Raw genomic sequence first — 21,642 nt, 5'->3', positions numbered from 1 at the left:
TTCAAGCGCTCGGCATTGGCTCGGGTGGTCAGAATGAGTGCGGCTGCGCCGTCCGACAACGGTGATGCGTTGCCTGCGGTGATGCTGCCGCCGTCAGTAAACGCCGGGCGCAACTGTGATAGTGCCTCAATGCTGGCGTCGGGTCGGACTTGTTCATCGTTTACGATGAGTCTGCTCAGTCCCTTCCGCACAGGGATGGGGACGATCTCATCCTTGAATAGCCCATTGGAGGAGGCCTCAGCGGCTCGGTGATGAGAAGCAACTGCGTCGTCGTCCTGTGCGCTGCGTTCTACTGACAGACTTTGTTGATTGTTACTGCCGCCACTTCGGGTTCGACAGCTGTCAGGTGGGCCAGCTGGCCGTTCAGTTTGCCTTGCGGGGTGCGGGCCCCGCCAACTATCACGACGTCGTCGGGACGTGCTGGAGGGCAGGGTGGCCGTGATTTCTGGGACATGCTTGGGTTCCTTTGTATATGGGGGTGATCCGGCCCGGCTATCGAGGCGCCATCCGGAGGGCACCGTCCATTCGGATTGTTTCCCCGTTGATGTAGTCGTTTTCGATGATCGAGATGGCCAGTTGGGCGAACTCATTGGGTGATGCCAATCGCTTAGGGAATGTGACGCTGGCTGCCAGGGCTTGACGTATTTCGTTCGTGACGCTGGCCATCATGGGTGTTTCCACAACACCTGGTGCGATTGCATTGACGCGGATTCCGTATTGCGCGAGGTCCCGTGCGGCTGGAAGGGTGAGGCCGACGATGCCGGCTTTGGAGGCAGCATAGGCAACCTGGCCGATCTGTCCTTCGAAGGCCGCTATGGAGGCAGTGTTGATGATCACTCCGCGCTGACCGTGTTCATCGGCCTGCGTGAGTGAAATGGCCTCTGCAGCCTTGGCCAGGATGTTGAAGGATCCGATCAGGTTGACTTGGATAACTTTGGCGAAAACAACCGGATCGTGCACTCCCCCGCGGCCTAGAATGCGCATGGTGGGAAGGATCCCGGCGCAGTTGATAACGGTCCGGAGCGGTGCCCCGGCTGCGGCTCTGGCCACGGCCTGGCGGACATCGTCGACGTCGGTTACGTCCGCCGGGACGTATTGAACGCCACGTGCGGGGATACTTTCCTGAATGGCACCGGGTAGATCAAGGGCGAATACTTCTGCGCCATGACCTGCCAATGCACGGACTGCGGCCGCGCCCAGCCCTGAGGCGCCGCCTGTGACGATGGCTGATGTGTTGTTGAGATCCATATCCGGGTCCTCTTATGTGATGTGTGGTGGGGTGGAGACAGGAGGGCAGTTTTAGGCGAAAGCGGAGATTCCTGTAACTGCGCGGCCTACGAGTAGGGAATTGATCTCGTAGCTGCCTTCGTATGAATAGATCGCCTCAGCGTCGGCAAAGATTTTTGCCATCTCGAAGTCGGTGCTTATGCCGTTGCCGCCAACGATCGAGCGCCCAAGCGCGACGGTCTTGCGCATGTTGGCGGTGCAGCTGGACTTGGCCAAGGCTGCATGGTCCATGGTCAGGCGGCCGGTTCCACGGAGGCGGGCGAGCTGAATCATCAACGACAAGGACATGGTGGCATTGCCGACCATTCTGGCGAGTTGTTCTTGGATTAGTTGGAAAGAAGCGATTGGTTTGCCGAACTGCTTCCGTTGCATGGCGTATGCCCTTGCCACATCAAAAGCCGCGAACTGTTGTCCCACTGCCTGCCAGCTCACCCAAACCCTGGAATGAAGCAGTAAGGAGTTGGCATCCTGAAACGTTGAAGTGCCGGGCAGCCAATTGCTGAACGGGATCCGTACGTTATCCAGCGTGATGTTGGCGTTTTGAATGATTCGGACAGAGATCTTGTTGTTGATGGCCTCGGCGCGGAAGCCGGGCGTTCCTTTTTCGACGATGAAACCCTTGATTTGTCCGTCCGCGGTGTCCCGGGCCCAAACCAAGACGAAGTCGGCAAAAGTTGCGTTTCCGATCCACCTCTTGTGCCCGTTGAGGATCCACGCGTCGCCCGAGCGTGTAGCTGAGGTTTCCATTTCACGGGAGATGTCGGACCCATGGAGGGGTTCAGTCAGGGCGAAGGCACCGATCTTACGGAGCGCAAGGAGATCCGGCAGGATGGTGCGGCGCTGCTCCTCTGACCCGAGTTCCTGGATGGCGGTGGTGAAGAGTTCGTCATGAACGCCGAAGAAGGTGGATAAGGAGGTGTCCGCGCGGGCGAACTCCATCTGGATCAGTCCAGCGAGGAGAGGGCCACGACGGTTCATGCCTGTCAGTTGTTGCCTGGCCAGGCTTGGAATGAGCTCGAATGGAAATTCAGCACGATTCCAAAAGTCGACGGCGACCGGCCGCACCTGCCGTTGAAGGAAGTCCCGTGCCTTCAAATACAGCCCATGTTCCTCGTCAGTCAAGAGGTCCGAAAGGAACAGCAAGTCCGCTTCTGCGTACGGGGGCGTCACAGCGGGATCGTCGCATGCTGCGAATACAGACGGTTCCGTCTCCTTGAGTACGGTCATGGTTTCTCTTTCTGAGGAGTCGTTAAGTGGTGCTGTGACCCATGGGGTCATCGGACCCGGCCTATGGCACGGAGCCGGTCTTCGGAAATGTAAATCTTGAAGCCGGAGCTTTTGTCCACAAGCTGCCGGCCGAATCCCTGGCCCTGTTCGAGCCAGACGATGGAGCCGTCGGGTGTGTAGGACTCAACGACTCCTTCTCGAAGGAAATCCCGGCCAATTCGGATTTCCACCATGGCCCCAGCGAGGATGGTCCAGTCATTGACGATGTAGTACTGCATTTGGCCCATGTTTTTGGTGGGTCCCGTACAGACTTAGATCAGTGCCAGGCCAGGTTCACGGAGCAGGGCCGCCGTGTCGGCCAAGAGCTGCGACCCTTGCTGGCCGTCCATGATCCTGTGGTCAAAGGAGAGCGCCAGCTGCAGGACCGTACGGGGCTCGATTCGTTCACCCTGTTCATCGTGAACGACCCACGGGGTACGCCGGGCAGTTCCGACAGCGAGAATTGCTGCCTCTCCAGGATTGAGAATCGGGGTTCCCGCGTCGATCCCGAAAACACCGATGTTCGTGATGGTAATTGTTCCGTTGGCCATCGCTTGGGGCTCGGTTTTCCCAAGCCTGGCAGTTGAAGCCAGATCCGAAATTGCTGCTGCCAGCCCGGCAAGCGGCAAGGGCTGTGCGTCCTTGATATTGGGCACGATCAAGCCGCGCGGCGTTGCTGCGGCAATGCCTAGATTCACCTTCTCAAACTGCACGATTTCCTGCGCGGACTCATCCCACGTAGCGTTTGCTTCCGGCGTGCTCTTCAGGGCATGGAGGAAGGCCTTGGCGACAAACGTGAGCGGGGTCAGCTTCACGTCCGCAAATTCGCGGCGACGAGCTATCTGCTCCTTCAGCTCTAGGGTGCGGGTGATGTCGACTGCCACGAATTCGGTGACGTGGGGAGCTGTGAAGGCTGACTGCACCATAGCTGCCGCGGTGTGCTTTCGGACTCCCCGGACAGGTATCCGGAGATCGCCAGTGCCGCTTCGGGGAGTTTCGCCTGTCGTCGCCGGAAGGTTTTCTCTGTATGAATGGGCCTTCAGCACGTCTGCGCGGGTACAGATTCCATCATTTCCGGTTGCCCTAACCATCCCGAGGTCGACGCCAAGGTCCTTAGCCAGCTTCCGAACCGGAGGGGTTGCCTTGGGGCGACCAGCTACGCGCTCAGAGTTGCCGGAGGGGCTGCCGACGGCGGGTGCCGGCATGGGTGCGGTCGGTCTAATGCCTGGACCCCGTCGTCGACGACTTGCCACTTCCCGTGCCCCGTAGCCGACCAAGAGTTTGGGGTCATCGTCGATGGCTGCTTCGGAGGGTTCTGTCGCCTTGATGTTCTTTGCTGCGGTGGCGATGCTGATGATTGCGCGGCCTACATCGACGGTCTCGCCTTGCTGAACCAAGAGTTCGCTGACTTCCCCTTCAAAGGGGCAAGGGAGTTCCACAAGCGATTTGGCGGTTTCGATTTCCACGATTGCCTGATTGACGGCTACTTTATCGCCGCGCTTTACCAGCCAATTGACGATCTCGGCCTCCGTAAGCCCTTCGCCTACGTCCGGGAGGGCGAATTCCTTGATTGTCATTTTTACCTTCCGTTAGTAGCTGAAGCTGCGGTCAATGGCGTCGAGGATCCGGTCAAGCCCTGGCAGCCATTCCTCTTCCAAGCGGCTTGCCGGGTAAGGGGTGTCATAGCCGGTCACCCTGATGACTGGAGCTTCGAGGGAATGGAAAATGGCGTCCTGGACACGTGAGGCGATCTCGCTGCCTAGGCCAACACTGCGTGAGGCTTCATGGGCCACCACCAACCTTCCAGTGCGTTCCACCGATCGGAGAATGGTTTCGTCGTCAATGGGAGACAGCGACCTCAAGTCGATGACTTCAACGTTCCGGCCTTCCTCGGCGCAAACGTCGGCCACTTTCCGGGCAACGGGCAAAAGGGCGCCGTATGCAACGAGCGTCAGGTCCTCGCCAGGGCGAACGATGCTGGCCTTCTCGAGTGGACCTGGTATTCGGCTCAGGTCCACTTCTCCTTTGAGCCAGTAATTGCGTTTGGGTTCCAGGAAGATCACGGGATCGTCGCATCGGACTGCCGCGCGGATCATGTCGTAGGCTTCCTGAGGCGATGAGGGTGTCACGACCTTCAGTCCAGCGGTATGCGCAAAGTAGGCTTCGGGAGACTCGGAGTGGTGCTCAATGGCACCGATGCCGCCGCCGACAGGAATCCTGATTACTACGGGCAAGGAGATCTTGCCGTCCGAGCGGTGCCTGTACTTGGCGAGCTGGGTGGTGATCTGGTTCATGGCCGGGAAAACAAAGCCGTCGAACTGTATTTCGCAAACGGGCCGATACCCGGCCATGGCTAGTCCTATGGCGCTTCCGACAATTCCGGCCTCGCCAAGGGGAGCGTCCACCACCCGGAGGTCGCCGAAGCCCTTCTGGAGTCCATCGGTAACCCTGAATACTCCGCCCAACTGGCCGATATCTTCACCAAGGAGCATGACCTTATCGTCGGATTCCATCGCGTCACGGAGGCCTGCATTCAGTGCGTGGGCGATGGGCATGGTGCTTGGCTGGGCGGTCATGCCCCGGTCTCCACAAAACTCAGGTGTTCGATCATTTGATCCTCAAGTTCTTTCGGCATCTCGGCGTAGGTATTCCGGAAAGGATGATCTGGCGCCGGGTTGGGCAGGGCGCGGCACCCTGCCCGGAGCTTCTCAGCGAGTTCCTGTTCCTCCGCCCCGACTTTGCTCAGGAAGTCCTGGTCGATCTTGTTTGAGCCCACCAAGTAGTTCTTAAGTCGCTCGATGGGGTCCAACGATTCCCAGACATCGTTTTCTGCACCGGAGCGGTACCGTCCGTCGTCGTCGGATGTTGTGTGGGGGTTGCGGCGATATGTAAAGGCTTCGATGAGTGTAGGTCCGTTGCCTGACCTGGCGGCGGCCATGGCCTCACGTGTAGCAGAAAGGCAAGCAAGCACATCGTTTCCGTCTACCCTGATGCCTTTGAAACCAAATCCTTGGGCGCGCTGAGCCACGGCCACGCGACTTTGGACCGAATAGGGCGCCGAGATGGCCCATTGATTGTTTTGGCAGAAAAATACAACCGGCAAGTTTTGGGCCGCCGCCCAGACAAAGGCTTCGTTGGTTTCTCCCTCGCTCAGTGCGCCATCACCGAGGAAGACGAGGACAGCCCTGTCCCGTTCCGGATCCCCGGTGCCGACATCACCGTCCCGGACGATGCCCATGGCGTATCCCACGGCGTGCAGCGTTTGGGCCCCGATCACCAGGGTGTAGAGGTTGAAATTGTTTTCGGTAGGATCCCAGCCGCCCATTGTCGTCCCTCGGAACAAACCCAGTAAGTTCACGGGGTCCACTCCCCTGCACCACGCGACTCCATGTTCGCGATAGGTGGGGAAGACAACGTCCCGCGGAAAAAGCGAGGCGGCAGCGCCTACCTGGGCAGCTTCCTGGCCTAGGAGAGACGGCCACAAACCGAGCTCGCCTTGTCGTTGAAGCGCGATTGCTTCAGAGTCGACCCTGCGGGTCATGATCATGTCGCGCAGAAGCTGGGCGCAGTCAATCGACCCCGGGTCCAGCGGGAGGGCCATTTGCGATTGGTAGGTCCCGTCTTGAGTGAGAAGAGACAGCGGTTGGCTGGTCATGAATTGTGTCCTTTGGCTTCGGAAAGTCGGCGCAGGACGAGTTCCCGGGCTGCCTGGGCCGGAGTTTGTGATCCGTCGCCGGCTGCTTCGAGCATTCCGGTAACAGCTGGCCCGATCTTTGCTATTCGGTCGGTTACTTCTTCGGTTCCAAGGTCGGTGACCTCGGAGGAAACCTGGATCAGCCCTCCGGCATTTGCGACGTAGTCCGGGACCCACAGAATGCCAGCGGATTGCAGCTGTTCTTCGCAGTCTGTGTCGAGTAGCTGATTGTTTGCGGCGCCGCAGACAATGCGGGCACGGACGGCGGGAATGGTCTTGGGGTTCAGCGTCCCACCCATGGCGCACGGAGCGTAGACGTCGATGTCCCGGTCCAGGACCCGGTCAGTAACGTCGGTCCCGGGGTGTGTCCCTGAGACGCGTTGCAGGGCCATGGGGTCTCTGTCAGCCAAGACGACGTCCGCTCCGGCGTCGACAAGCAACCGGACAAGTTGGCTTCCAACCTTCCCGGCACCTTCAACACCGACGCGGCGCCCAGCCAGTGCTTGGCTTCCCCAGACGTAGACTGCAGCTGCCTGCATTGCCACGAAGACACCGAACGCTGTGGAGTATCCACTGTCACCCGAGCCCCCTGTGTTGCGGCCAACGACCCACGGCGTCTGCGAACCGATGACGTCCATGTCGGCAGCCGTCGTCCCCACGTCACCAGCCGTGATGTAGTCGCCGCCAAATGCGTGGACAAACTGCCCGTATGCGCGCAGGAGCTCGGGGGACTTGTCTGTGTGCGGGTCGCCAATGATGACGGCTTTGCCGCCACCCAGCGGCAATCCGGCGGCGGCAGCCTTAAGGGTCATGCCCTCTGACAGCCGAAGGACATCTGTGAGCGCTTCAGCTTCTCTTTGGTAGGGAAAGAAACGTGTTCCTCCCAGGGCCGGCCCCAAGGACGAATTGTGGATCGCAACAATGGCCTTGAGCCCGGTTTCCTTGTCACGGACCATTCGTACGCGCTCGTGACCGCTGGCGTGCTCGTCAATAATCTCGAAGGGACTGCCTTCAACAACCCTCGGACCGTCCAACAATGCCGCACACATCTGGTGCCTCCTGCTTTGTTCAGACATTGGATCCAATACCAATGTGTCCTTCAACTCTGAATTAAGCGGGGTGATATGGTCAATTCATTTCCCTTGAACTAATCGAAACGTTCAGCTATGCAATATGAGGACGGAGTCATCTAGACAAAATGATCAGCATTGACAAGCTCGACGCCGAACTACTCAAACGCCTTCATGGAAACGCCCGGGCGGGGGTGGCTGAACTCGCCGCCCAATTGGGCATCTCTCGAAATACCGTCCTGGGAAGGCTCCAGCGGCTGGAGACTGCCGGCATTCTGAAGGGGTTCAGTCCCGTTATGAACCTTGAGGCCGCTGGCATTCCGGTCCAGGCGTTCATCGGCTTGGAGTTGGACCAGCGCCAACTCACCAGCGTCGTGGACGCCCTCAGCAAAATCCCTGAGGTCTTAGAGGTCACCACGCAAGCCGGGCGGGAAGACCTGATGGTCAGGGTGGCCTCCACCACCCTGCAGGGAGTGCAGTCCGCCGCCGCCAGGATGGTGGATATTCCCGGCGTGCGACACACGAATACGACACTGACCGTTTCCACGCCACTCCCCTACCGCGTGCAGCCACTCTTGGACCATCTGACGAGGAACTCGGGCTGGGGCAGGTCGACACCCTTGCCGGAAACCTAACCATCAAATTGGATCCAAAAATAGAAAAATTGAATACACTGGTGATATGACTCAAACAGCTACAGCCACGACGTTCACCCCTCCGTCGACTTCTCCCACGCGGCCCACGCTCAAGGGATCCTTTGGCATGAGCGCCTCAACCCACTGGCTTGCGACGGCTACTGCGCAATCCGTGCTTGAGCGAGGGGGCAATGCCTTTGATGCTGCGGTCGCGGCAGGCTTTGTGTTGCACGTCGTGGAACCCCACTTGAACGGGCCTGCTGGCGACATGGTTGCCCTTTATGCCCCAAAGGGCCGCAACCCCCGGGTTCTCATGGGCCAGGGCCCTGCTCCAGCCAGGGCGACCATTTCCCACTTTGCCAACGAAGGTCTGGAGTCTGTGCCCGGCGCCGGTGCGCTGGCTGCAGCCGTGCCAGCCGCCGTCGAGGCTTGGTTAACCCTGTTGGCCGATCAGGGCACTTGGGAACTTTCGGATGTGCTCGAGTATGCAATCCATTACGCCGGGCTCGGACATCCGATTGGGCGCCAAGCTGCCGCTGTCATCGAAACAATGGCTGACCACTTCGAACAGCACTGGCCGACTTCCGCCGCGCAATGGATCCCGCTAGGTAGAGTTCCCGAGGCAGGTGAGCTAATCAAAAACGGCGCTTACGCGAATGTTCTTCGAAAGCTCGTTGAAGCGGGTCATGCGGCAGGAACCCGGGAAGCGCGGATCCATGCCGCGCGGGAGGAATGGAAGGAAGGATTCGTTGCCAAGGCCATTGTGGAGTTTGCGCGAAAGCCCCACCGTCACTCTTCCGGTTCAGACCACAGCGGTGTCATAGAGCTCGAGGACTTTTCCCGTTTCACGGTCTCGGACGAGTCCCCGATCTCCTTGGAGTTTCGAGGCGTCACCGTCGTCAAAGCCGGTTTCTGGTCCCAGGGCCCTGTGCTGCTCCAGGCGTTGGCTATTCTGAAGCATTTCGACGACGATCACCTGGACCCTTCAACAGCACTAGGCGCCCACACAATCATCGAAACCCTGAAACTTGCCATGGCTGACCGGGATTCATACTACGGTGATGCCCGCAAAGTAAAAGTTGACCTCAACGTGCTGTTCTCTGATGAGTATGGCAGGCAAAGGGCAGCACAGATTGCAGCGTCCGCATCCACACAGTTCCGGCCCGGAACACTTCCTGGTACGAGCCCCTACCCGCCGGCCCTTGTCAGCGCGGCCGACCACCCCTCTGTCTTGGGTGCCGGGGAACCAACGGTCCGGATCTCGGGCGAAACCCGCGGAGACACCTGTCATCTGGACGTTGTAGACCGGTTCGGGAACATGATAAGCGCTACCCCTTCAGGGGGCTGGCTACAGTCATCGCCGGTTATACCAGAGCTGGGTTTCCCCCTCGGTACCCGCCTGCAGATGTCATGGCTCGATGCCGGCTCCCCGTCGGCCTTGAAGCCCGGCGTCAGGCCACGCACCACCTTGAGCCCTACCCTCCTTATGCGGGAGGGCCGAACCGTCGCAGCCTTGGGTTCCCCGGGCGGCGACCAGCAGGATCAATGGCAGTTGCTGTATTTACTCAGGACACTCGTGGGCGGCTACACCCCGCAGGAGGCAATTGATGCTCCCACTTTCCACACCAGTGCTTTGGCAAGCTCATTCTGGCCACGGACCTGGAACGCGGCCGGCGTCGTCGTGGAAGATCGCCTCCCGCAACACGTGATCGCAGAACTACGCGAACGCGGCCATGATGTGACCGTCGTGAATGGGTGGTCACTGGGACGGCTATCCACGGTCACTCTGGACCCGGAAACGGACGAGCTCGGAGCGGCGGCGAACCCACGCGGCAACCAGGGGTACGCTGCCGGGCGTTAGGCACCGACATTCTGTACAGCCGCAGCGGAGTCTGGCGAAGCAATCGGATAGGATCCAATTGACGACCCAACAGCGAGACATTGGAGGCCTTCGTGACACAACCTATTGATATCGGTTCGCGCCGACAGCAGCTTGAAGGCCGGGCCAAAACCGTGGAGTCGCTGGTTGACGCACTTCAGGAAAGAATCAGCGACGGTGAGTTTGGCGTCGGGTCTTGGATTCGCCAAGAGCGCCTGGCAGAAGAGTACGGCGTCAGCCGAATGCCCATCCGGGAGGCGCTTCACCGCCTCCAGGCTCTGGGCGTTGTGGAAATCATCGCCAACCGTGGGGCGCGGGTTCAGATGCCGTCGATGCGGGACATTGCTGAGGCGTATGAAGTCAGGGGCGTCCTTGAGGGGCATGCCGCGTACAGGGCCGCCCGTTCCAGCACTCAGGCAGACATCGACAACCTCCATCAGGCTGTCAAGTGGTTCAATGATGCGGTAGACAAGGCCCGGAGCGGATCCAAGGCGGCCGCCAAGGACCTCTGGTACAAGGCCAATGAACTGTTCCACGCCACGGTGATCCTAGCCGCAGGCAACAGCCAACTCAGTGCCAGCATCAGCGCCCTCCACCATCGAATGCCACGGAACCTGACGTGGGCAGCCCTGGGCGGAGATCCACGCCTTCTTGCCGACAATGCGCAGGAACACATGCGTATAGCAGAGGCGATCGAGACGAGGAACGCCGAAGTAGCCCGTCAGTTGACTGTTGAACATAGTGCACACGCCCGGGAATTAGTTGAGGTCCACGTAACGTCGAGGTCGTCGTAACAGAGATTAACAGATTGGATCCTAAAACACGTTTTTGGATACCATAAGTCATGATTCTTTCTTCTCAAATACTCCGAACCCTTGCCTGCTCCCCCATGGCCGGAGGCGTGCAGCCGTGACGCGCACCTCAATAAAAACGGAAACAGTACACCTGTGCTTGATGCTCGCCCTTACGTTTTCCACGGGTGTGGCCGACGCCGTGGGCTATTTAGGTCTGGATAAAGTCTTCACCGGAAACATGACCGGCAACGTCGTAATTCTCGGCATGGCATTGGCGGGCGCTGATGGACTGCCTGTCCTGGGACCCAGCATTGCCCTCGCCGGCTTCATGGCGGGAGCTGCAATTGCCGGTAGAGCGCTCCGGGGTCTGCCGTCGTCTTGGAGCTCCGTGACCACAGGTATTCTCCTGGTCGTCGGCCTTGTTCTTGCCGCAGCAGCAGTGTATCTAGGTATGGAGTCGAATGCGGGCTTTGAACTGAACCATGTCGCTGTTGCCGGCGTACTGGCAGCAACGATGGGCGCCCAAGCGGCGGCGGCACGCCATCTGGCGGTCAAAGATGTCACGACCGTCGTGGTGACATCTACTATCACAGGCCTCTCAGCGGACTCGTGGCTGGGAGCCCGTGTCTCGCAACCGTGGGGTCGCCGCCTTTTCGCCGTGGTACTCATCAGTCTGGGAGCGACAGTCGGAGCGCTTCTCCTCAATCTTCATCTGGCGGCCGGCGTCGGTCTCTCGGCCGTAATTACGATCGTGGTCGCCATCACGGGGCACCTGCTGGGACGGCCAGTGCGAGCGATCGAGCGAGACGCCCAGGCCGTCCGCGTATAGCTGCCGTTTCGCGCAGTCACGCCTGGTTGAATCCATAGAATCGGCTATGGGCATCGAAGGCCGCCGACCACGGGATGGTCGGCGGCCGAACGCCTGCATGCTCGATGACACCCTGGCGGCGCCAGTGCTCTTTCCTGATCGCAATGCTCGGCCCCTGCTGCGTTTCCAGGTTGATCAGGCCGGAGATTCCGGCAATAAGGCTCGAAGCTCCGCGCTCATCGCCTGATTTCCATTGGTGTATGGCCTGCGCCAGCACTTCTGGACGGGTAATCCCCGCCGCCATGCCGGTGGCGCCTGCTCGCAGGTCATCAACGAGGCCGATGCCCCCGAACCCGCCAACGAGGCGACAATTGACCCTGGACGCCAGGTGCCGGATCCGCTCGAAAGTCGGCTCCGCTTCACATTTAATGGCCTGCACAAATTCCAGACCGTCAACCGCCGTGATGAGTGCGGCCGTCTCAATTCGTACACCCGTGGCCTTTGGCAGGTCCTGGATGATGAGGGGCAGGCCGCTCGCAGCATGCACCGCCCGGAGGTTTTCTTTGAAGGTGTGGCCGTCGCTATGGGAAACCGGGACCATGATCGCCGAAATCCTACCTTCGAGCGTGTCCGCAAATTCCCGGGCCTCCTCCACTGCTGCCGTGCGGTCCAGACTCATTACCGTGGCCACCACAGGCGCGGAACCGGCTTCCTCGGAGACGGCGGCAAGCACCTCGATCTTCTCCGCCGCAGACAGGCTTGCCGGTTCGGCAATTACACCCAGGCAAACCAGCGATGTGCACCCCCGATCCAACAGTGTCCGAGCCAGTGTGCGAAGGGATGATTCATCCACGGCACCCCCGGGAAGAAAGGGTGTGGCAACCATTCCCCACAGTTGCATCGAAGGTTCAGTTTCCGCGGGCGTAGGAGGGGCTGGGATCGGGAACGAGCTCATGGAGGACCATCCAATGGGAGTAGTAGAGAGGGTGACAAGTACCTGCCTGATGAGTTCGCGGGTCGCTGCCCCCTGTGAAGGGTGAACTTTCGGGATCATCTTGACGAACAGCGGTGAACGTGCCATATTCATCACATCAGATCGGATCCAATTCTACACATTTACATCCAATCTTTGACGTTGGAGGCGCATCAGTCTTGGATCCCTCGTCAGGGAGCGGATAAATCCAGGGAGAATCATGACCCAGGCTACTTTTCCTCCTACCCCCGGTGACAGGCTCATTTTCGAGAACGACCGCGTACGCGTGTGGTCCATGACCATCCCCGCCAACGGGATGTTTGACTACCACCAGCATTTTCATGACCACGTGATTCTTTGGCCGGAAGCCGGACACGTCCAGGGCCAGGAACTTGGCGACGATGACTGGTCCTTGGAGCAGGTTGCTCAGCCGGGATATGTCGCATTCAAGACCGTGGGCTCCTCCGGGCCGCTCGTTCCCCATCGCGTACGGAGCCTCGACGATCACCCAACAACGCACTACATAGTGGAGCTCATCAGCGAAAAGTCACCCAGTGAAACCGACCTTCCGACAGTCTCCAACGATTTGGGGAACGTCACCGATCTACGCAACAGGTACTGACTCTCCAAGACAGGGAAGTCCTTGGAAGCCGCGTCATGGTTCGTACAGTAATTAGAAGGAAAGCAGGATGCTCCCCAACGACACTTCACCGGTTGATGTAACCGATGAACACGTATCAACACTCATGCCGGCGTTCGACTACGATCAGCTGGCTCCGGCTGCGTTGCTCACGCCAAGTCCGCAGCATCTGCTCGACCAAACAGTCAGCTACATGAACGTTCAGTACGCTGCTCCGCTGGGCTGGCGGCCGTTGCTGTTGGACGTTCACCTTCCTGCCCGCGGCAACGGTCCATACCCCGCAGTCATCTATGTACACGGAGGAAGTTTCCTGGGAGGTATCAAGGAGATGGGGCCTTGGTTGTCTCTGCCCGCGGCGGGGATAGCGGTCGTCTCAGTCTCCTACCGATTGTCCGGTGAAGCCCGCTTTCCTGAACCGATCGAGGACATACGCGAAGCTGTCCGCTGGACCCGGTTCAACGCAGAAAAGTTCAACCTCGACCCCGACTCCTTGGCTCTGTGGGGAAGCTCGGCAGGCGCATATTTGGCATCGATGGTGGCGGTTACAGGCGATTCTGCCGTTGGCCGGACTACAGGGGCATCGATTTCCGCAACGGCACGGGTTGCTGGCGTAGTCAACCACTACGGGATCTCCGACTTCCTGGCACTGCGGGAGGACGCGTTCGAGAACGATGAGTCGGAGATGGACGCGCTAGCCCGGATCGTGAGGCAGTTCCTTGGTTTCGACCCCTCAACCGATCGGGAGCGGGCCGCGCTGACCAGTCCGGCAGTGCTGGCTGCAGGCCAAGGGACCACTCCCCCGTTCCTTTTCATGCACGGGGACAAAGATCACCGGGTGGGTTTCGGACAGAGCCTACGCTTCCACCGTAGTCTTCTGGGGCTCGGGCGCTCGTCAACACTCATTACTGTCGCTGGTGCTGACCACGGGGACAGCGTGTTCGCGGAAGCCGAAGCGGTGGGCCAAGCGATCACGTTCTTGCGCATGTGTTGGGCAAACCACAGTTCGAACGACTAGTTCGGGCACATTGGAATCCAATCCTGAAGACCAACTACGACAGAGCTCATGCTCAGTCACATGCCATTTCCAGCAGCGAACCAATGTTCCAGTAGACCCTGAGAGGCACTGATGCCGAACCTTACAAACTCCTCCCGCATTGAACCGACGCGGACGCAAAGCTCCAAACGTACGGCACTTGTCGTGGGCGCAAGCATGGCCGGACTTTCCGCTGCTGCACAGCTTACGGATATCGGCTATCTGGTAACCGTCGTCGAGAGGGCGCCTCAACTGCGCCTTGTCGGCACGCCCATCGATGTCAGGGGTGAAGCTCTCGCTGTAGCGGACAAGATGGGCATCCTCGACGCCATCCGGAGGAACAAAGTCTCCAGTGATGAGCGCCCGGTGTTTACAACTTTTGTAGATGCCAGTGGACATGCCGTGGCTGAGCTGCCGCTGGAAATGGCGAACGACTCCCCGGACGACGTCGAGATCTCACGGGAAGCCCTTATCAACATCCTCCACGCGAGGATTGGGAGCGACACAAAGTTCGTCTACCGCGACTGGCCAGTGGCTCTGAGCCAGACTGGGCAAGGTGTAGAAGTTGGCTTCGCTGGCGGCTCTTCGGCAAACTTCGACATAGTCGTCGGCGCAGACGGTATTCATTCGTCTGTTCGAAAGTTGGTTCACGGACCCGAACACCTTTACCGCAAACACCTCGGCGTCTACTACGCGATTGTTGACCTACCGAGCGGCGCTCTGGGCATCGTCAACGAAAGCCGGACGTATAACTGTCCCGGCAGCATGGTAGGCATCAACGACTACGGCGATCGTGCCTATGGCGTGTTCGCATTCCGCGCTCCTGAAACCGAGTACGACTACCGCGACATGGCTGCACAACGGGACTTGTTGACCCGAGCCTTCCGGAACGAAGCCGGATGGCACATTCCTTTCCTTTTGGACGCGGTACGCGATGCTCCGGACATCTATTTCGACTCAGTGAGCCAAGTCCGCATGTCCGGCTGGTCACAGGGCCGGATCGTTCTGGTCGGCGATGCCGCACATGCCGCTTCTTTGTTCTCGGGCAGGGGAACCTCCCTGGCCATGCTGGGAGCCTCAATCCTTGCCGAGGAGCTGGACGCCTCAAATCACGAGCCGTCCGTCGCGTTCACACGATATGAGTCCCGGCTGCTTCCCGTAGTCAGGAAGGCACAGGAGGGTGTCATCGAAGCCCGAGATTTCATGGTTCCTGAAAGCCAGAACAAGATCAACGAACGCAACAGCCGGTTTCCGCTGAACTCCTTGCGTCACTAACTGGTCATCGGATGGACAGTGACTTTCCGTTACACCGGATGAATGTTGCACCCATCACATTTGTTTGCATCTGGTACCTGCGCACTAGATCCTTGCATGACCTAGTTTTTTAGCGCTTGTCAGAGCGTGCCCAATGGAGGACACAATTTATGACTAACGTTCTTTGGTTTTCTGAGCTTGGCCTGTCCGACCTTGACCAGGTTGGCGGCAAAAATGCATCACTCGGGGAAATGGTCCGGAATCTCGCCTCTGCCGGCGTGAAGGTTCCGGGCGGTTTCGCCACCACTGCGGACGCTTACCGGCGTTTCCTGAGTGAGTCCGGCTTGGACGCCCGTATTGAAACCATCCTTGACGGCTTGGACAGCGGCGATGTGACCGCTTTGGCCACGGTTGGCCAGGAGATCCGGGACCTGATCCGTGTCACGCCGTTCCCGGCCGGTTTCGAGGAGGAAATCCGGACCGCGTATCAGCGCCTGACCGAGGAGCATGGCGGGGATGTGTCGTGGGCCGTACGTTCCAGTGCCACGGCCGAGGACCTCCCGGATGCTTCTTTCGCCGGGCAGCAGGAGACGTTCCTGAACATCCGCGGGATCGAGAACATCCTGCACGCGATCAAGGATGTCTTTGCGTCGCTCTACAACGACCGGGCGATCGCGTACCGGGTGCATCACGGCTTCACGCATTCGGAAGTGGCGCTTTCGGCCGGTGTGCAGCGGATGGTGCGTTCCGACGTCGGCGCATCCGGGGTCATGTTCACCATGGATACCGAGACCGGCTTCAACGATGCGGTCTTCATTACGTCTTCGTACGGCCTCGGCGAGGCAGTGGTCCAGGGAGCCGTGAACCCTGATGAGTTCTATGTCCACAAGCCGGCCCTGGCTGCCGGGCGCCCGGGCGTGCTCAAGCGTGGCCTTGGGGACAAGGCCATCCAGATGATCTACACCGAATCCGAAGAGGTTGGCCGGACAGTTGACTTCGTCCCGGTCCCGAAGGACCTCAGGAACCGGTTCAGCCTGACTGATGCAGAGGTTGAGCAGCTCGCCCGCCACGCGCTGGCCATCGAGGCCCATTATGGCCGGCCGATGGACATTGAGTGGGGCAAAGACGGTGTGGACGGAGAGCTCTACATCCTGCAAGCCCGCCCTGAAACGGTCGAGTCCCGCAAAGTTGCGGGGACCACTTCCCGGTACACCTTGACGGAGCGATCGACTGTCCTGGTGGAGGGCCGAGCGATCGGTCAGCGGATCGGCGCCGGGCAGGTACGGGTCCTGTCCTCCATTGACCAGATGGCATCCTTCCAGGAGGGCGATGTCCTTGTGGCGAACATGACGGACCCGGACTGGGAACCGATCATGAAGAAGGCCGCCGCGATCGTCACGGACCGCGGCGGACGGACCTGCCACGCGGCGATCATCGCGCGCGAGCTGGGCATCCCGGCCGTCGTCGGTACGGGCTACGCTTCCCAGATCCTCAAAGACGGCACCCCCGTCACAGTGTCCTGCGCAGAGGGTGAAGCCGGGCTCGTGTACGAGGGGCTGCTGGAGTACACGCTCCAGGAGACCAGCCTGGAGACCATGCCGGAAGCTCCAGTGAAGATCATGATGAACGTGGGCACCCCGGAACAGGCGTTCAGTTTCGCCAAGCTTCCGAACCATGGTGTCGGGTTGGCACGGCTGGAGTTCATCATCAACCGGCAGATCGGCGTCCACCCCAACGCCCTGCTGGCAGTGGCCGGCGAGATTGAGCGCCCGGCAACCTTGGATGATTACACCGTGCGGCAAATCCAGGAGAAAACCGCCGCCTATGATGGGCCCCGGGATTACTACGTCCGGCGGTTGGCCGAGGGCATCTCTACCATCGCGGCTGCCTTCGCGCCTGAACCGGTGATCATCCGGCTTTCGGACTTCAAGTCCAACGAGTACGCCAACCTCCTGGGTGGTCCGGCGTTCGAACCGGAGGAAGAGAACCCCATGATTGGGTACCGTGGCGCCTCCCGGTACCTCTCGGCATCCTTCCGGCAGGCCTTTGAACTCGAATGTGAAGCACTGAAGTATGTTCGCAACGAGATGGGACTGAGCAACATCAAGCTTATGGTCCCCTTCGTGCGGACCCTGGACGAGGCCCGCGGCGTCATCGATTTGCTTGCAGAGAACGGGCTGCGCCGGGGCGAGGACGGGCTGGAGATCGTGATGATGTGCGAGCTCCCAGCCAATGCGCTCCTCGCGGATGAGTTCCTCGAGTACTTCGACGGGTTCTCGATCGGCTCCAACGACCTGACCCAGCTGACGCTGGGCCTGGACCGTGACTCCGCCTTGGTTGCTGAAGGCTTTGATGAACGCAACCCGGCCGTTACCAAGCTACTGGAGATGGCGATCGCCGCTTGCCGCGCCAAGGGCCGATACGTCGGCATCTGTGGCCAAGGCCCGAGTGATCACCCGGACTTTGCCGAATGGCTGCTGGCACAGGGCATCAGCTCGATCTCACTGAACCCCGACGCGGTGACCGAGACGTGGCTGCGACTGGCCCGTACCACCAGCGCCGCCGTCTAAATGGCAGAACACCACATCGTGGGGGCGGGCGCTTCGCCCGCCCCCACGGTCTTCTTCCTCTCCGACAGCACCGGGATTACCGCCGAAACCCTTGGCAATACCCTGCTCACACAGTTCCCCGGCCAGCGATTGGAACGGCGCACCATCCCGTTCATCACCACTGTGGAACAAGCCCGCGACGTCGTCGCGCTTATCGACCACGTCGCGGCTGCCGGTCCTCAACCGATCATCTTCTCCACGACCGTCGGACAGGATATCCGTGCTGTCCTGTCCCAAAGCCGCGGGCAGTTCTTCGACCTATTCGGTGCGCACATCGGCCAACTCGAGCAAGCCCTGGGCACGGCCGCCAATGGCAAGCCCGGTCAGGCGCACGGTGTGGGCGATGCGGTGCGCTACCAATCGCGCATGGCCGCCGTCGAATACGCCATCGAGCACGACGACGGCCAATCGCTCCGCGCGCTCGAACGCGCCGAACTGATCCTGATCGCCCCATCCCGCTGCGGGAAAACTCCCACAACTATGTACTTGGCACTGCAGCACGGCATCCTCGCCGCCAACTTCCCCCTGGTCGAAGAAGACTTCGACACGATGACCCTGCCCAAACCTCTGCTTCCCTTCGCGAGCAAATGCTTCGGTCTCACGTCCCAGCCCGTCCGGCTCAGCCAGATCCGCCAGGAACGGCGCCCCGGCAGCAACTACGCATCACTGAACCAATGCAGCTTCGAACTGCGCAACGCTGAAGACATGTACAGGGCAAACAACATCCCCTACGTGAACTCCGCATCCATGTCAGTGGAAGAAATATCCGCCACCGTCCTGCAACGGATGGAGTTGCACCACTAGACGCCCTGAGCGGTCTGATGCCCCCGCCGGTCTATTTCGTGTTCAGGGCCGCGTCGATCAGCACTTCTGCGGCTTGCCGCGCCTGAGTGGCAGCGTTCGGGGTACCTGCGATGGCTGCGGTTGTTTGCGCCCCCTCGGCAAGGATTGCCAGTTGCGGCGCGAGATATCCAGGCGCTCCAGCCCCGGCAGCGAGGGAGGCGACGTATTCCTGGAACGATTCCTTGTGCTTGCGCGCATACTCAGCCACCTCGGGACTGATCGCGCCGAGCTCGGCGAAACTGTTGATGAACCCACACCCCCGGAACGTGGACTGACAGAACCACTGCCCGAGGTAGTCGAAGATGGCGAGCAGTTGCTCACGCGGCGTCGGAGCGCGGCGGACTGTAGCATCCAGGCCTTCGGTCCATGATTGATGGCGTCGCTCGAGGACGGCCATGACGATGCTCCCCTTCGACGGAAACTCCTGGTAGAGCTTCTTGAGGGAAACACCGGCAGCCGTGCGCAGTTCATCCATTCCCACCGCTTGGATTCCCTTCGCGTTGTAGAGCTCATCGGCTGTGGCGACGATCCGGTTCCGGGCATCGGAGATATCCATGCGTACATTCTACTTGCACCGAGAACGATCGTTCTATACGATGTAACAACAACGAGAGAACGACCGTTCTCCTCTTCGAGAAAAGGATCAATCCATGGGCTTCATCAAGGTCGGCACAGAGAACAGCACTGACATCGAGCTCTACTACGAGGACCACGGCGCAGGCCAGCCGGTTGTCTTGATTCACGGATATCCCCTCGATGGAGGATCCTGGGAAAAGCAGACAGCGGCCCTGCTGAAAGCCGGGTACCGGGTCATCACTTACGACCGCCGCGGTTTCGGCAAGTCCAGCAAACCCACCACCGGTTACGACTACGACACCTTCGCCGCTGACCTCAACGCCGTCCTGGAAACCTTGGATCTGCAGGACGCCGTCCTGGTCGGTTTCTCCATGGGCACTGGCGAAGTCGGGCGCTACATCGGTACCTACGGCGAAGCCCGCCTCGCCAAGGCAGTCTTCCTCGCCTCCCTTGAACCCTTCCTCCTCCAAGCCGACGACAACCCTACGGGAGTGCCATCCTCGGTCTTCGACGGTATCCGCTACGCCGCCATGGAGGACCGCTACGCCTGGTTCACCAACTTCTACAACGACTTCTTCAACACCGACAACTTCCTCGGAAACCGCCTCAGCGAGGAAGCCCTGCGCAACGCGTGGAACGTCGCCGCCGGCTCCTCTTGGTACGCATCTTTTGCCGTGGTGGATTCATGGCTCACGGACTTCCGCGCGGACATCGACAGGGTCACCGTTCCCTCCCTGATCGTTCACGGCACCGACGACCGCATCCTGCCGATCGACTCCACGGGCCGCGAGTTCATCAAGCGTCTCCCTTCCGCGGAGTACGTTGAGATCGAGGACGCCCCGCACGGCATGCTCTGGACGCACGGCACCGAAATCAACGAGGTCCTGCTGCGCTTCCTGGCCAAGTAGCCCGCCAAAGCGACTAGAAAGCACGACGGCGGCAGGTCACCCAAGGTTCCACGGAACCGCGGGGACCTGCCGCCGCTCATCAGGGTGGGGTTCATCGCCGGCAGGCTGGATGCGTTGGGCATTAATCGGTTCGGCCACGAACACGCGGAAGCATTGCCAGCGCGGCGGGGCATCCAGCCCGCCTGCCACCTAAGATCCGGTCAGACGAGCCAGCGCCACCATCGCGACTGCTCCGGTGCCGGCGTCGGTTCCGTCTCCGGCTCCTCGCCCAAGGCCAGCGCGGCCTCTGCGATGTCGTCCGCGGTGAGCGTCATGACGGCCTCACGATCGAGCGCGTCGAGACTTTGTTCCTCGTCGCGCGACAGCCGCAGCGCCTGGCGGTTGAGCGCCTGCTCGAACAGTGTGCGGGCGAAGCGTGCGTTGCCGGAGTCCTCGCCCGCGTGGAGCCCAGTGAGGATACGACGCAGCATCTGATCCGCGCCCGGCTCCAGCGTGTACTCGTGCTGGGCCAGCATCTGGTGGAAGATCGTCTGGAGTGCATCGACAGAGTAATCCGGGAAAGTGATCTCCCGGGCGAATCGGGAGCGCAGTCCGGGGTTGGAGAGCAAGAAGGATTCCATCAGCCGCGGGTACCCCGCCACAATCACGACCAAGCGGTGGCGATGGTCCTCCATCCGCTTGAGCAGGACCTCGATCGCCTCCGGGCCGAAGTCCATCCGGCCGTCCTCCGGGGCCAGCGCGTAAGCCTCGTCGATGAACAGGACACCGTCCAACGCACGCCGGATCACCCGGTCCGTCTTGATCGCGGTCGCCCCGACGTACTGCCCCACCAGACCCGAACGGTCGACCTCGACCAAGTGTCCTTTCTGCAGCAGACCGACCGCGCGGTACATCTCCGCCAGAAGCCGCGCCACCGTCGTCTTACCCGTACCAGGGTTTCCCAGGAACACCAGATGCTGAGACGTAGCCACCTCGGGCAGGCCATGCGCCTTACGGCGGGCCTGGACCTGCAGTAGCGCGACCAGAGCCCGCACCTGTTCCTTCACGGTCTCCAGTCCAACCAACGAGTCGAGCTCGGCCTGCACCTCGGACAGCGGTCGTGCCGGACCAGGCTTCGCACCGATGAGATCACCCACGAGGTCGTCGACACGCTCCGAACCGGACAGCTTGAGCTGATTGGCCAGATGGCCAATGGTTTCACGCAGTTCATCGAGCGGATTGCGGCTGGCAGCCATACATCCACTGTAGTACCGGATTCAAGGCCGGGTGGCCTCCGCTGTCTTGACGAGCCTCAAGGAGAGGCTCAAGAATGAGGCAACGGCGCGCCGATGCTGGCGCTTGCCGTTCCGTTGACGGTTCCTCGGGGGCCGAGC

At 60.4% G+C, this 21,642-nt stretch carries 21 protein-coding genes and 1 pseudogene; 10 read left to right on the top strand and 12 right to left on the bottom strand.

The genetic code is table 11. The annotated features are described in order from the left end of the window. Window positions 1-80: 80 nt before the first annotated feature. The 9 genes and pseudogenes from LDN90_RS11885 to LDN90_RS11845 all read right to left on the bottom strand — a co-directional run. Window positions 81-299 (bottom strand): annotated as a pseudogene (locus LDN90_RS11885) (acetyl-CoA C-acyltransferase); the annotation flags it as partial. Continuing rightward, window positions 290-454 carry a hypothetical protein gene (locus LDN90_RS11880; protein ID WP_223949378.1) on the bottom strand — a complete coding sequence of 55 codons (165 nt, stop codon included), beginning with the start codon at window positions 452-454 and terminating at the stop codon, window positions 290-292. The pseudogene LDN90_RS11885 and the gene LDN90_RS11880, both read right to left, overlap by 10 nt. Before the next feature lie 38 nt (window positions 455-492). After that, on the bottom strand, window positions 493-1,248 hold the full coding sequence (locus tag LDN90_RS11875; RefSeq protein WP_223945830.1) for an SDR family NAD(P)-dependent oxidoreductase: 756 nt from the start codon (window positions 1,246-1,248) through the stop codon (window positions 493-495). A 51-nt stretch (window positions 1,249-1,299) separates the two neighbouring features. After that, window positions 1,300-2,514, bottom strand: a complete 1,215-nt coding sequence (locus LDN90_RS11870) for an acyl-CoA dehydrogenase family protein (protein WP_223945829.1) — start codon at window positions 2,512-2,514, stop codon at window positions 1,300-1,302. A gap of 47 nt (window positions 2,515-2,561) precedes the next feature. Further along, the gene (locus LDN90_RS11865; protein WP_216923727.1) at window positions 2,562-2,792 is read right to left on the bottom strand and encodes a hypothetical protein; all 231 of its coding nucleotides are present in this window, start codon (window positions 2,790-2,792) and stop codon (window positions 2,562-2,564) included. Window positions 2,793-2,825: 33 nt separating this feature from the next. Next, window positions 2,826-4,130 (bottom strand): dihydrolipoamide acetyltransferase family protein, encoded by a 1,305-nt coding sequence (locus LDN90_RS11860; RefSeq protein WP_223945827.1) that lies wholly within the window; start codon window positions 4,128-4,130, stop codon window positions 2,826-2,828. 12 nt (window positions 4,131-4,142) lie between these two features. Then, window positions 4,143-5,129 carry an alpha-ketoacid dehydrogenase subunit beta gene (locus tag LDN90_RS11855; protein ID WP_223945826.1) on the bottom strand — a complete coding sequence of 329 codons (987 nt, stop codon included), beginning with the start codon at window positions 5,127-5,129 and terminating at the stop codon, window positions 4,143-4,145. Continuing rightward, on the bottom strand, window positions 5,126-6,208 hold the full coding sequence (locus LDN90_RS11850; RefSeq protein ID WP_223945825.1) for a thiamine pyrophosphate-dependent enzyme: 1,083 nt from the start codon (window positions 6,206-6,208) through the stop codon (window positions 5,126-5,128). Before LDN90_RS11850 ends, LDN90_RS11855 begins: the two co-directional genes overlap by 4 nt. Beyond that, on the bottom strand, window positions 6,205-7,296 hold the full coding sequence (locus LDN90_RS11845; protein WP_223945823.1) for a Glu/Leu/Phe/Val dehydrogenase dimerization domain-containing protein: 1,092 nt from the start codon (window positions 7,294-7,296) through the stop codon (window positions 6,205-6,207). Before LDN90_RS11845 ends, LDN90_RS11850 begins: the two co-directional genes overlap by 4 nt. Window positions 7,297-7,445: 149 nt before the next feature. On the opposite strand from LDN90_RS11845, the gene LDN90_RS11840 reads away from it, so the two are divergent. The 4 genes from LDN90_RS11840 (at window position 7,446) to LDN90_RS11825 (ending at window position 11,454) form a co-directional block, all read left to right on the top strand. Further along, window positions 7,446-7,952, top strand: coding sequence for an Lrp/AsnC family transcriptional regulator (locus tag LDN90_RS11840; protein WP_216923722.1), 507 nt, complete (start codon window positions 7,446-7,448; stop codon window positions 7,950-7,952). Between the two features lie 46 nt (window positions 7,953-7,998). Next, the gene (locus LDN90_RS11835) at window positions 7,999-9,813 is read left to right on the top strand and encodes a gamma-glutamyltransferase (RefSeq protein WP_223945822.1); all 1,815 of its coding nucleotides are present in this window, start codon (window positions 7,999-8,001) and stop codon (window positions 9,811-9,813) included. A 92-nt stretch (window positions 9,814-9,905) separates the two neighbouring features. Next, the gene (locus LDN90_RS11830) at window positions 9,906-10,625 is read left to right on the top strand and encodes a GntR family transcriptional regulator (RefSeq protein ID WP_223945821.1); all 720 of its coding nucleotides are present in this window, start codon (window positions 9,906-9,908) and stop codon (window positions 10,623-10,625) included. 115 nt (window positions 10,626-10,740) lie between these two features. Beyond that, window positions 10,741-11,454, top strand: a complete 714-nt coding sequence (locus LDN90_RS11825) for a YoaK family protein (RefSeq protein WP_223945820.1) — start codon at window positions 10,741-10,743, stop codon at window positions 11,452-11,454. A gap of 16 nt (window positions 11,455-11,470) precedes the next feature. Here the strand turns inward: LDN90_RS11825 and LDN90_RS11820 are convergent, their stop codons facing one another. After that, window positions 11,471-12,514, bottom strand: a complete 1,044-nt coding sequence (locus LDN90_RS11820; protein WP_223945818.1) for a dihydrodipicolinate synthase family protein — start codon at window positions 12,512-12,514, stop codon at window positions 11,471-11,473. Window positions 12,515-12,626: 112 nt separating this feature from the next. Between LDN90_RS11820 and LDN90_RS11815 the strand changes: the two genes are divergently transcribed. The 5 genes from LDN90_RS11815 (at window position 12,627) to LDN90_RS11795 (ending at window position 18,746) form a co-directional block, all read left to right on the top strand. Then, a complete protein-coding gene (locus tag LDN90_RS11815; protein ID WP_223945816.1) occupies window positions 12,627-13,028 on the top strand; it encodes a hypothetical protein in 402 nt (133 codons plus the stop codon). A 67-nt stretch (window positions 13,029-13,095) separates the two neighbouring features. Then, window positions 13,096-14,061 (top strand): alpha/beta hydrolase, encoded by a 966-nt coding sequence (locus LDN90_RS11810; RefSeq protein WP_223945814.1) that lies wholly within the window; start codon window positions 13,096-13,098, stop codon window positions 14,059-14,061. 111 nt (window positions 14,062-14,172) lie between these two features. After that, complete coding sequence (locus tag LDN90_RS11805) at window positions 14,173-15,354, top strand: FAD-dependent monooxygenase (protein ID WP_223945813.1); 1,182 nt, start codon at window positions 14,173-14,175, stop codon at window positions 15,352-15,354. A 149-nt stretch (window positions 15,355-15,503) separates the two neighbouring features. After that, complete coding sequence (ppsA, locus tag LDN90_RS11800; protein ID WP_223945811.1) at window positions 15,504-17,903, top strand: phosphoenolpyruvate synthase; 2,400 nt, start codon at window positions 15,504-15,506, stop codon at window positions 17,901-17,903. Next, window positions 17,904-18,746, top strand: a complete 843-nt coding sequence (locus tag LDN90_RS11795) for a pyruvate, water dikinase regulatory protein (RefSeq protein WP_216923715.1) — start codon at window positions 17,904-17,906, stop codon at window positions 18,744-18,746. 31 nt (window positions 18,747-18,777) lie between these two features. On the opposite strand, the gene LDN90_RS11790 is transcribed toward LDN90_RS11795, so the two are convergent. Further along, on the bottom strand, window positions 18,778-19,341 hold the full coding sequence (locus LDN90_RS11790; protein WP_216923714.1) for a TetR/AcrR family transcriptional regulator: 564 nt from the start codon (window positions 19,339-19,341) through the stop codon (window positions 18,778-18,780). A gap of 94 nt (window positions 19,342-19,435) precedes the next feature. On the opposite strand from LDN90_RS11790, the gene LDN90_RS11785 reads away from it, so the two are divergent. After that, a complete protein-coding gene (locus tag LDN90_RS11785) occupies window positions 19,436-20,269 on the top strand; it encodes an alpha/beta hydrolase (protein ID WP_223949207.1) in 834 nt (277 codons plus the stop codon). 200 nt (window positions 20,270-20,469) lie between these two features. Here LDN90_RS11785 and LDN90_RS11780 read toward each other — a convergent pair whose 3' ends face one another. Beyond that, entirely contained in the window at window positions 20,470-21,504 is a 1,035-nt protein-coding gene (locus tag LDN90_RS11780) for an AAA family ATPase (RefSeq protein ID WP_223949206.1), read from the bottom strand. Window positions 21,505-21,642: the final 138 nt, after the last annotated feature.

The organism is Arthrobacter sp. NtRootA1 (assembly GCF_019976975.1).
Lineage (GTDB): Bacteria > Actinomycetota > Actinomycetes > Actinomycetales > Micrococcaceae > Arthrobacter > Arthrobacter aromaticivorans.
The sequence above is the reverse complement of the archived record's forward strand: the minus strand, read 5'-3'. Positions and strand labels throughout refer to the sequence as shown.

Bases quoted from the DNA above. Each gene is read 5' to 3' on its own strand.
- LDN90_RS11880 (WP_223949378.1), bottom strand. From the start codon at position 454: ATGTCCCAGAAATCACGGCCACCCTGCCCTCCAGCACGTCCCGACGAC.
- LDN90_RS11875 (WP_223945830.1), bottom strand. From the start codon at position 1,248: ATGGATCTCAACAACACATCAGCCATCGTCACAGGCGGCGCCTCAGGG.
- LDN90_RS11870 (WP_223945829.1), bottom strand. From the start codon at position 2,514: ATGACCGTACTCAAGGAGACGGAACCGTCTGTATTCGCAGCATGCGAC.
- LDN90_RS11865 (WP_216923727.1), bottom strand. From the start codon at position 2,792: ATGCAGTACTACATCGTCAATGACTGGACCATCCTCGCTGGGGCCATG.
- LDN90_RS11860 (WP_223945827.1), bottom strand. From the start codon at position 4,130: ATGACAATCAAGGAATTCGCCCTCCCGGACGTAGGCGAAGGGCTTACG.
- LDN90_RS11855 (WP_223945826.1), bottom strand. From the start codon at position 5,129: ATGACCGCCCAGCCAAGCACCATGCCCATCGCCCACGCACTGAATGCA.
- LDN90_RS11850 (WP_223945825.1), bottom strand. From the start codon at position 6,208: ATGACCAGCCAACCGCTGTCTCTTCTCACTCAAGACGGGACCTACCAA.
- LDN90_RS11845 (WP_223945823.1), bottom strand. From the start codon at position 7,296: ATGTGTGCGGCATTGTTGGACGGTCCGAGGGTTGTTGAAGGCAGTCCC.
- LDN90_RS11840 (WP_216923722.1), top strand. From the start codon at position 7,446: ATGATCAGCATTGACAAGCTCGACGCCGAACTACTCAAACGCCTTCAT.
- LDN90_RS11835 (WP_223945822.1), top strand. From the start codon at position 7,999: ATGACTCAAACAGCTACAGCCACGACGTTCACCCCTCCGTCGACTTCT.
- LDN90_RS11820 (WP_223945818.1), bottom strand. From the start codon at position 12,514: ATGGCACGTTCACCGCTGTTCGTCAAGATGATCCCGAAAGTTCACCCT.
- LDN90_RS11815 (WP_223945816.1), top strand. From the start codon at position 12,627: ATGACCCAGGCTACTTTTCCTCCTACCCCCGGTGACAGGCTCATTTTC.
- LDN90_RS11810 (WP_223945814.1), top strand. From the start codon at position 13,096: ATGCTCCCCAACGACACTTCACCGGTTGATGTAACCGATGAACACGTA.
- LDN90_RS11805 (WP_223945813.1), top strand. From the start codon at position 14,173: ATGCCGAACCTTACAAACTCCTCCCGCATTGAACCGACGCGGACGCAA.
- ppsA (WP_223945811.1), top strand. From the start codon at position 15,504: ATGACTAACGTTCTTTGGTTTTCTGAGCTTGGCCTGTCCGACCTTGAC.
- LDN90_RS11795 (WP_216923715.1), top strand. From the start codon at position 17,904: ATGGCAGAACACCACATCGTGGGGGCGGGCGCTTCGCCCGCCCCCACG.
- LDN90_RS11790 (WP_216923714.1), bottom strand. From the start codon at position 19,341: ATGGATATCTCCGATGCCCGGAACCGGATCGTCGCCACAGCCGATGAG.
- LDN90_RS11785 (WP_223949207.1), top strand. From the start codon at position 19,436: ATGGGCTTCATCAAGGTCGGCACAGAGAACAGCACTGACATCGAGCTC.
- LDN90_RS11780 (WP_223949206.1), bottom strand. From the start codon at position 21,504: ATGGCTGCCAGCCGCAATCCGCTCGATGAACTGCGTGAAACCATTGGC.